Genomic DNA, 9,608 nt, shown 5'->3' with positions numbered 1-9,608 from the left:
AGACGGGAAAGTGGCCTGAAGGATCGCTGATCGTAAAAGAGTTCACCTTTACCAGCGTTGACGAAAAAAACTGCGATGGCCCGCCTGCGTATCTGTGTAACGCCTGGTTCGGCAAAGTGATTTTTCAACACGGTTTTACGGGTATCGCTCTCATGCTCAAGGACAGCAAGCGGTACCCTGAGGACGCGGGAGGCTGGGCATATTTCACGTTTGGCCATCAGGAGCCCCCATATCAGAAGGTTGCAACGAAGCATTCGAAGGAGCGGTGCGCGCAATGTCATATCGACCGCGCAGGCGCAGAACAGGACTACGTGTTTTCCGTAAGCCAGTCCGGTTTAAGCCGGGAAGGGGATGACGCGAGACACAATCTTGAGGCTGCTTTTCCTAACTGACGACGAGGCCGATAGGCCGGCAAGAGGGAAATTTGATAAATGCTCTGTCGATCAGGACAGAGCGTTTGGGGGCTGACTACAAGCATTGGCTAGATGTTTGATCCCGGATTTTGATGGTGCAATCTTCTCGCAAGCCTGGAGAGATTCGCTATGGGACAAATTCTACATGGGAGCGCCCGCACGACAGAGGCGGTCCGTCGAGCGATACAGCATAGTCAAGAGAGCTTGAGAGCACTTTCGAAGCGCTACGGGATCAATCAGAAGACGGTCGCCAAGCGGAAGAAACGGACTTCGATCGCCGATCTTCCGACTGGGCCGAAAGAGCCGAAGTCCACCGTTCTGTCGACCGAAGATGAAGCGATCATCATCGCCTTCCGCCGGCATACGCTGTTGCCGCTAGACGACTGCCTCTACAGTCTGCAGGCAACGATTCCTCACCTTACACGATCGTCGCTGCATCGATGCCTTCAGCGACATGGCATCAGTCGCCTGATCGATATCGACGGTGACAAGCCGGCGAAGAAGAAATTCAAAGCCTACCCTATCGGCTACTTTCACATCGATATTGCCCAGGTTCAGACTGCCGAAGGCAAGCTCCAGCTCTTCGTTGCCATTGATCGGACATCCAAATTCGCTTTCGCCCACCTCGAGGAAAGCGCCAACATCCATACCGCTGCGGCTTTCCTGAAGGCCCTGGTCGAGGCCGTCCCCTACAAAATTCATACCGTCCTGACGGACAACGGCATCCAGTTTTGCGATCTGCCTTCTCGCCGCAATGGACCCACGGCAAGGCTGCGCATGCATATGTTCGATCGTACATGCCGAACACATGGCATCGAACACCGACTGACCAAACCCAATCACCCCTGGACCAACGGTCAGGTCGAAAGAATGAACCGGACAATCAAGGAAGCCACCGTCAAACGCTATCATTACGACAGTCACGACCAACTCACCCGGCATCTCACCGACTTCCTCGCCGCCTACAATTTCGGCCGCCGCTTGAAGACCCTCAAAGGCCTCACGCCATACGAATTCATCTGTAGACAATGGACTTCAGAGCCGAAAAAGTTCCGCCTCAATCCAATCCATCAATTCCCGGGACTAAACAGCTAGATGCTTTGTTTGGGCTTGAGGCTTCGCCGTCCACGTCCGTATCTCACTAGCAACTTAGTTTCCGTTTTTCACGATCTTCAATGCAGGTTGAAGCGCGGTACGGTCAGCAGCAGAACGCCAATCGCGGCGAGCACAATGCCATAGGCGAGGAAAGCCAATGGGCTGCCGGAAGGAATCCCCTGCAGGATCAGGCTGTCGTTGCCGCCGGGCACCAACGCGCTCCCGCCACCCATCAACATCCCACCCGCGAATCGGTCCCGCACGGCAGCGAGCTTGGGCCATGCCAGCCGGAACCGTCCCCGCACGACACCGTTTGCAATGCTGCCAGAAACAAGGCCCACCAGACTCAGCCCGGTCAACCAATCCGACGTCCCGATGATTCTCAATGCCAGCATCCATGGCCACGGCTGATGCAGGGCTCCAACGAATGCGCCAATGATCCCAATAATGGCCATCAGTAGGGAAAGCTTCAACACAGCGCCAATGGGCCTTCGCCAGAAGGGAAACCGCGCGACTATGAGGAGCGGCAGGCCGACGAGGACAATGAGCAAGGCATTGTCCGGAACAGGACTCTGTTCCGGTAAAGTAGTGCGGCCCTGCCCGAGCGCATCGAGAATACGGAACGCGAGGTATGCCCCGGCTCCGGTCAGCAGAAATTCGGCCCGCCCTTCGCCGAGACGGGCAACAGAGCCAAAGGCGCAGCCGCCGTTCATCGTCGCGCCCGCACCGAACAGGGCCGCGCCAAGACACAACCACCCTACGGGCTCCCATTGAGGAACCGCCATCTCCGGTGTCAGTAGCCACGCGACCACCAACGCCCAAAGACCGCACTCGAGAAATCCGAGAAGCCCGTCGGCTCTTCGCTCGCGGATCAGTTCAGACATTGCCCGAACGGCACAGGTGGTCCCATGCTGGATTGCAACGCCCAGTGCGAACGCTGCCACGAACAGAAGAGCCGCGAGTGCCGGAATGGAAAGTCCATCAAGGAGGCTCATCGCGGATCCATAATTTGCGTTATGATGACCGAAGACGCCTCAAGGGTCCTGTGAACCGGACAGCGGTCGGCGATGCGAAGTAAATCGGCGGCCATGGCATTGTCGACACCGCCCCGGATACGAATACGACGCTCGAAACGGTCGACTCTGGGTCCAACCAGGTTTTTGTCGATACATTCTACGCAGTCGGACACGTGGACTTTTGTATGATCGACTTCGACCGAGATCTGATCAAGCTTCAATTCTCTTTTCTCCGCGTACATTCGCAACGTTATCGAAGTACAGGCGCCAAGCGCGATTGCGAGAAAATCGTAAGGGGTGGGTCCGGTATCCGTGCCACCGTCGCCGCTAGGTTCGTCGGCCATCAGCCGATGCCCATGAGCGTCCACCCTCTGCTGGTATCGACCATGCCCGGTTTCGGTGACGAGGATCGGACCGGAATCACGCGTGCTTGGATCCTTTGCCGCGCTGCCGATGTAGCGCGATGACCAGCCCGCAATCACGCTGGCGGCATACTCGGCATCCTGGGCGCGGGTCAGAAGATGATCCGCACCGTCGAGGAAGACGAAGCTTTTGGGGTGTTTCGCTGCCGCAAAAATCAACGCGGCGTTTTCAATTCCGACGGTGTTGTCGAGCGGCGCATGCAGGATAAGAAGCGGCTTGCGGAGAGCCGCGATCCGCATGGATAAATTGGCGGTCCTGGCATCCTCTATAAACTGCCTTTCGATCGTGAATTCGCGTCCATGCAACGAAACTGTCGCTTCGCCTTTTGCCTCGATCTCCGCCAGGTCCGCTCCGAAATTGTGCAAGACGTGAGCGACGTCTGCCGGAGCGCCGATGGTCACCACAGCCTCAATACTTGGGATAGAGGATGCTGCAGCCAAAACTGCGACGCCTCCAAGCGAGTGACCGATGATCAGGCGGGGCGCCTTGCGGACCTCAGCCAGGTGGGCTGCAGCTCGCTTAAGGTCCTCGATATTGGATGAGAAGTTCGTTGACGCGAACTCACCATCCGAGGCCCCAAGACCTGTAAAATCGAACCGCATGAGAGCGATTCCGTGCCGTGCAAGGCCGGCGGATATCCGGCGTACAGCCATCAAATCCTCCGAGCAGGTGAAGCAGTGGGCGAAAAGAGCATAGCCGCGGATCTCTCCGTCCGGCATGTCGAGCCGGGCGGCAAGAAAGCCGCCTGCGTGCCCAACGAATTCCAGTTTCTCGGTTTTCATTCTGGTTATCCTTAGATAAATCAGGCTATTCGGGGCATGTGATTTACCCGGCCCCGTGAGGGGTTCTAGAGCGATGAAAGAAGACCAAGCGTTTCGTCCAGCAGTCCCCGTCTGTCCAGGGAGAGGTGATCGTCATGGCCTCCGACGTGTTCTTTGCCGAGGAAGTTTGAGGCACGGTTGTGCGCTCGGAGCGATCGATCATCTACTTTCGCAAGACCTGATTTCTGGAAGTCTCGATCAACTCACGCCCTTCTGACGCAGCAGCGCTTTGGCCGCTTTACAACAAGGACAGAGTTCCTTTGTGTGGTTCAGGACGTGGGTCATGAACCCATTGCTTGATAGTCGCGATCGATCAGGCGTGGGAAATCTGGGCCTTGGCACGTGTGAGACTTTCGCCAAAAATGACGATGCTTACGCCAAGAAGCGACGCGTCTTTGAGCAGGAACTGGCCAACAGGATTGATCCAGGGGAAGCCGCCAAGTTCGGCGTACCAGATCGGTAGCGCGAACATCACCGAAACCGTGGTGAGAAACGTGAGCGAGCCAATCGCACCACCGAGTACCCCGGCGCGTGCCGACCAGGGCGATGCGATCAGGAGGATTGCAGTGAAGATTTCTGCAGTACCCAGAAGCGCCGTAGCGCCGACTTCTCCGAAGGCGGGATAGAGCCATGACAGCCATGGGGTGTTTGTGATGAGAGGCTTGAGCGCATCGACTTCAATCTGGGTGAATTTGAGAAGGCCGATCAGCAGAAGTGGCAAGACCACCCCCGCGAGTGCGACGCCACGGCCAATCCTCGTTATCGTGGCGGCGGGTGCAATGCGATCCAGGCCTGTGATAGCGCGATCGGCGACGGATGTGATGTTCTGTGTCATTTCTTTCTCCTTTTTGCGATTTGTATGCGCCAAACATATATTATTTTCGCTTGATGTCTATGCGTGACGCATATATATTTTCGAAATGGATGAGAAAAAAACAGAGAACGTGATCGGCGCAATGGTTCTAGGCCTGGCAGACGCCGTTCTAAGAGACACAGAAAACCAGGCTCCGGAGAAAGGGCAGGCCGCGGCGGCAATTGCTCTTCTACGGCATGAGCCCGGGATGCCTATCGAGCAAATGCGACGCGCTTTGGGACTTTCCCACTCCGCCACGGTCCGCCTCATTGATCGGCTTGTGACCGATGACTTGGTCGTAAGACGACCGAGCGCGACCGATCGGCGAGCCGTCGCCCTGCATTTGACGCAAGCGGGTGACACAAGATGTGACGCAATCCTGTCTTCTCGCTTCGAGCGTATAGCTAGAGCTTTACAGGGCTTGGTTCCCGCTGAAAGAGAGACGTACAGGCTGCTCACCGAGAAGCTGCTGTCGAATTTCGTCGAAGATCTTGATCACGCGTATTCAGTATGTCGTTTGTGCGATCTCAGCGCTTGCCCGGACTGCCCGGTAGCGTGTTCTCTCCGAAATAAAGTGTGAGCTAGGTGCTGAGGTGTCTAAGCGATTGCCAAGTTTACACTGGTTGCTCATTTCGACAGCTGTGAAGTCGAGGACTGGTTGCGCAACATGCGAATGCTGCATCGCAGACTGCGATATTCGCATGTGTAACATTCGCATGCACCGCGTAGTCTGAAGCCAACGGAGGCATAAATGCTCGATATCAGATGGCTGGAAGACCTGGCGGCAATCGCGGAATACCGCAATCTCACCAAGGCAGCGGAAAAACGTAACGTCACACAATCCGGGCTAAGCCGCAGGCTACAATCTCTCGAAAGATGGGTCGGCGCGTTGCTGATCGACAGAAGCAAAAATCCGATCTACCTGACGAAGGCCGGCGAAGAACTGCTGGCGATATCAAGCGATGTCATTGGCCGGTTGAACGGAACCCGCAGGGCGATACGCGACGAAGCCGACAAAAAGCTGGCAGCCGTGCGGTTCGCCGCGCCGCATGCCCTTTCCGTCACTTTTTTCCCGAAATGGCTTCCTGTCCTCCAACGTCAGGTCGGACCACTTCCCCTCAACGTTCGATCCGATAGCCTCAGCTGCTGTTGCGATGCCCTTGAAAACGGCGACGTCGATTTCGTCGTATGCTTTATCGATGCTCAAAGTGATCTGAATAACGGGGATGACTCTCTTCCCCTTACCAGATGCGATTCGATACTTGTGGGGAGAGATAGACTCGTTCCGTTATCGGTTCCGGACAGGGCAGGCGAGCCACGCCATCGCCTCACTGGCGACAGCGAAACCGAGGTGCCTTATCTAGGGTATGAGGCGGTGTGCACTCTGGGCCGGGCCGTCGACGGTGTCATCGGACGGAATGGGTCCCTCTCCCGACTACGCCTTATCTTCGAGAATGCGCACGCCGACGGTCTGCGCTCTATGACCCTTCTTGGGATGGGAGTGGCGTGGCTACCTTTGAGCATGACACATAATGACATCCTGAACGGTAAGCTGGTCCGGGCTGGACCGGAGCCCCTGGACGTCAATCTCCAAGTCAGGGTTTTCCGCGCCAACAGGGATCTGCCAAAGCGCTCTGAAGCGGTCTGGCGCGAAAATGTCGGCGCAATCCCTGACGGCGCGGAGTAAAGTTTCAGGGCGGTCCGACACGATGACAGCTGGCGGTCACGCTGTCGGATTTTGACGTATATTGCGAATTAATCCGTGACAGCCGCTTTAACTCGAAGTGCCAACGCCGTGTTTCAACGCCCGGAAAAGGGATGGCAGCGACCCTGAATTGCCGTCATACCCTCCTACGAGATGCGCCATGCTCACGTCAGCCAGCACACCGCGTTCCAGCAGGCCTGCGACGACGCCCGACCTGTCTTCCGGTACATCACCGTGACTGAGCTTGACTGTGAGATCAAAGCTCTCGATCTCCAGCCGATACCCCTGTATCAGCTTGCGCCAGCCCTGCCAAAGGTCGGGTGCCAACTCCTCAGTGCGCCAGCCGCTGTCTGGTTCACTGGCCAAGACCAAGTCTTTGATCTGCGCCTGCAGCGCTAGGTCATCCATAAACTCCAGTCGGCCGTTCATGATCAGGCTGACGTAGTTGTAAGTGGGCGCGGTCCTGCTTCGATCGGAGTCAGGCTGCGGAAAGCTTGAGGTAAACCAACTCGGCGAGATCGCGGCACCAGGACCTTGAACCAAGATTGTGACCGGGACACCGATGTTCATGTCGCCCGCGATGGGGTTGGCTCTCGCCAGATGAAATTCAAGCGCGCCGACCGGAGTTTTATCGTTTCGGAAAGTAAGGGGGGCATGGGCAATGCGCGGTCCCTTGGATCCGTTGACCGAAATGGCCGCGAACGGAAATGTATCCACCAGAGCGCGGACGAGAGCCGGATCCGTGTGTTTATATTCAGCGTAATGCATGCTTCGTCCTCGATAGGGTTTGGCTCGACCGCTCTCAGCGACCATTGGGTACGCAACACGAAATCAGGGTGCTCGGACTTTGTTTAAGCGGTAGATTGCCGGTGAGGTTCAGCAACGCACGATTTCAGCAAAACACACCCTCTTCGTTGTCAATATACAGCGGAATTTAGCCTTCCGTGGTTCGCGACATCCAATGCGGTTCACGCATCGGCTTTTGCCGTTTCCGCATGCAAGCTCATCGCTGTGCGGTTCTTGATCAAGCTTTCGCCCAGCACAGCAAGACTGATCCCAAGAAGGGCAACGTCCTTGATCAAGAATGATCCGACGAAATTAAGGTACGGGGCACCACCCGAGGCGGCTTCCCAGATCGGCAAGGCGAACAACGTCGAAGCAGTCGTTGCAAACGTCAACGCCCCAAGGGCCCCGGCAGCTAGCCCGGCGCGAATCGACCAAAAAGATGCGATAAACAGAACTGCAGTGAAGAGCTCGACGACACCGAGCAGATAGCTGGTGCCGGCGAACCCAAAGACCGAGTAAAGCCATGCTAGCCAGGGCGTGCCGTTGATCAGTGGCTTGAGCGCGTCGATTTCCACTTGGGTAAACTTCAGAATGCCGATGAGGAGAAGAGGCAAGACAACGCCGGTTAGGGAAATGACGCGGCCAGCAGTGAGTGTAAGGCGATCTGCTGGCCGAGCATTCAGATAAGCTGCGGCAGCGGGAGGGGTGTGAACGGTAGACATTTGAAACGATCCTTTCATGGATAAACCCTACGAGGATTTGTATGTGCGACGCATATAAACATGAAGATGGCTTGATGTCTATGCGTGGTGCATATATATTTTGGGCATGAATAAGGGAAAAACCCAAAATGTGTTGGGCGCACTCCCGCTGGCACTATCGGATTCGATGGGTCGATATACGGAGAGCCATGCGCCACAACGGGGCTTGCAGTTCCGTCATAGGCCATGAACTGAGAGGCCGCTGTTTCCCCGTAAGTGGGGAGGCTGCTTCCCTAGTGGTGGCACACCGGCGTTAGGGGCTCAGCGGGTCCAAGGCGGCGGTTCGAAACCAGGCGCACAAATCCGCGCTTGCCCCTGGGCGGCGAGGGCATACGCGCCAATGTGATGTCACCATATTTACAGGTGCCGTGCTATCGTGTTCCAGGCGGAGATTATGAGGGATTTAGGCCGCTTTTGGAATTTAGAAGCCGCCGGTGGCCGGTTCGATTCTCTTCAAGACCAGAGATGCGCTTCGCGGCGCCAACGAGCAGAATTAGCGATTTCTGACAGAAGGCCGATTAACGTCGAGCCGGTTCCGTCCGCTTCGCGCCGCTCAAAGCGGGAAGCGGGCTTGGTCGCAATGGCCCATAGAACCCGTTCCTTCATTATGGCGCCCTCAATGGCTGCGATCGATCCCAGCGGCCACTTTGCCAGGTCGGGTCGAAGATCGATATGTCCCTTGGACCTGACCCAAGATCGCTATGCCTGGCTGCGGCACGCGCTCGCTGCGGCAGTAGATGACAAAGTCGTTAAAGCTCCAGAGCCCTAGCGTACAGGCGGAACATTCGCGTTGATCAATCCAGGTTAGGTCCACGCGGCACGGCAAGCGCCGAAGATACACTACGCCATGGAAGCCGATCGTGCGCATCGTGGCGTACGCATTGCACGTGGTGGAGAGGCTATAGAGTTCCGCATTGATGACGTGGTCCACGAGTCAATGCGGAACCCGAGGATTAGCCGAAGGTTTCTTGGACATGCATTAGGTCGGTGTATTCCCTTACGCTCGCAATCTTTCCATCGCGGATCTTGAACAGAATAAAGTATTCGTTCTCGTAGATCTTGCCGGCCTTCGTGGTTGCCTGCGATCGCGCCTCAGCAGCGATGCTATCTCCTTCGCCGATCAGGTTGATGACTTTCATATCAAGACCGTTCGAATAGGCCGTAAACATGTTGCGGAACATGCTTGCAGCTTCCGTTTTCGTCTTTGTCCCGGCCGACGGAAACAGGTGCGGCTTTCCATTGACCCACCAAGTTGCGTCCTCTGTCATGCCATCAATTAGACCATCAGCATTTGATGTCTTAAAGTGATTACAAAACTCGCGCACGATGCGCTTGTTGTCTTCAACGCTCATATCGTTTTCACCATTGTTGTTGCGGCTGAATGCGCTTCGCGTGACGCGATAAGCCGGCCTGTGCCATTTCGACGTCGACAACTGCGTGACCGTATTCCGGCGGTTGTCGGCCCCGGCGGACTGGTTCAAAGGCCGAACTGCTTCCTGTCGCCGCGCCAGTCGGACGACTTCAGAAACTGCTCCCAGGAAAGCGTCTCCGGATTCAAGCGGCGGCTCCATTCCAGATCGTGTTCCTTGTCGAAGTAGCCGTACTCGACCGCAAATTCGACCATGCCGATCAGTTCATCGACAAGAAGCTCATTGGCGCCGAATGCCGGAAAGTATTTCAGCAGTTCTTCGCGCTTGAAAGCGCTCCGGTATTCTGCCTTGATGCCGGTCACGTG

At 56.3% G+C, this 9,608-nt stretch carries 9 protein-coding genes and 1 pseudogene; 3 read left to right on the top strand and 7 right to left on the bottom strand.

Translation table 11 applies throughout. The features are described from left to right. Both FY112_RS03945 and FY112_RS03940 read left to right on the top strand, forming a co-directional pair. Positions 1–392 (top strand): cytochrome P460 family protein (locus FY112_RS03945; RefSeq protein WP_181018145.1); only part of this gene is annotated, 392 nt, incomplete at its 5' end. Positions 393–542: 150 nt separating this feature from the next. After that, positions 543–1,508, top strand: a complete 966-nt coding sequence (locus FY112_RS03940; RefSeq protein ID WP_151517754.1) for an IS481 family transposase — start codon at positions 543–545, stop codon at positions 1,506–1,508. A gap of 77 nt (positions 1,509–1,585) precedes the next feature. On the opposite strand, the gene FY112_RS03935 is transcribed toward FY112_RS03940, so the two are convergent. The 3 genes from FY112_RS03935 to FY112_RS03925 all read right to left on the bottom strand — a co-directional run bounded on the left by FY112_RS03935 (position 1,586) and on the right by FY112_RS03925 (position 4,603). Then, positions 1,586–2,503: a YeeE/YedE thiosulfate transporter family protein gene (locus FY112_RS03935; RefSeq protein WP_151517753.1), complete on the bottom strand. Its 918-nt coding sequence runs from the start codon at positions 2,501–2,503 to the stop codon at positions 1,586–1,588. Further along, positions 2,500–3,729: a bifunctional alpha/beta hydrolase/OsmC family protein gene (locus FY112_RS03930; RefSeq protein WP_151517752.1), complete on the bottom strand. Its 1,230-nt coding sequence runs from the start codon at positions 3,727–3,729 to the stop codon at positions 2,500–2,502. Before FY112_RS03930 ends, FY112_RS03935 begins: the two co-directional genes overlap by 4 nt. Positions 3,730–4,081: 352 nt before the next feature. Next, positions 4,082–4,603, bottom strand: a complete 522-nt coding sequence (locus tag FY112_RS03925; protein ID WP_151517751.1) for a DUF417 family protein — start codon at positions 4,601–4,603, stop codon at positions 4,082–4,084. Between the two features lie 769 nt (positions 4,604–5,372). Here FY112_RS03925 and FY112_RS03915 point away from each other — a divergent pair. Then, positions 5,373–6,308, top strand: a complete 936-nt coding sequence (locus FY112_RS03915) for a LysR family transcriptional regulator (protein ID WP_151517749.1) — start codon at positions 5,373–5,375, stop codon at positions 6,306–6,308. Positions 6,309–6,395: 87 nt separating this feature from the next. Here FY112_RS03915 and FY112_RS03910 read toward each other — a convergent pair whose 3' ends face one another. The 4 genes and pseudogenes from FY112_RS03910 to FY112_RS03895 all read right to left on the bottom strand — a co-directional run. Next, the gene (locus FY112_RS03910) at positions 6,396–7,094 is read right to left on the bottom strand and encodes an FMN-binding negative transcriptional regulator (protein ID WP_181018144.1); all 699 of its coding nucleotides are present in this window, start codon (positions 7,092–7,094) and stop codon (positions 6,396–6,398) included. Positions 7,095–7,294: 200 nt separating this feature from the next. Further along, on the bottom strand, positions 7,295–7,834 hold the full coding sequence (locus FY112_RS03905) for a DUF417 family protein (RefSeq protein WP_151517747.1): 540 nt from the start codon (positions 7,832–7,834) through the stop codon (positions 7,295–7,297). Between the two features lie 992 nt (positions 7,835–8,826). Then, positions 8,827–9,354, bottom strand: coding sequence for a nuclear transport factor 2 family protein (locus FY112_RS03900; protein ID WP_151517746.1), 528 nt, complete (start codon positions 9,352–9,354; stop codon positions 8,827–8,829). Continuing rightward, positions 9,351–9,608 (bottom strand): annotated as a pseudogene (locus FY112_RS03895) (NmrA/HSCARG family protein); the annotation flags it as partial. The gene FY112_RS03900 and the pseudogene FY112_RS03895, both read right to left, overlap by 4 nt.

Origin of the sequence: Rhizobium sp. PEPV16, from assembly GCF_008919455.1 — a bacterium.
In the GTDB taxonomy this organism is placed as follows: Bacteria; Pseudomonadota; Alphaproteobacteria; order Rhizobiales; family Rhizobiaceae; genus Rhizobium; species Rhizobium leguminosarum_Q.
Note: the sequence above shows the minus strand (reverse complement) of the source record. Positions and strands in the feature narration are given on the sequence as shown.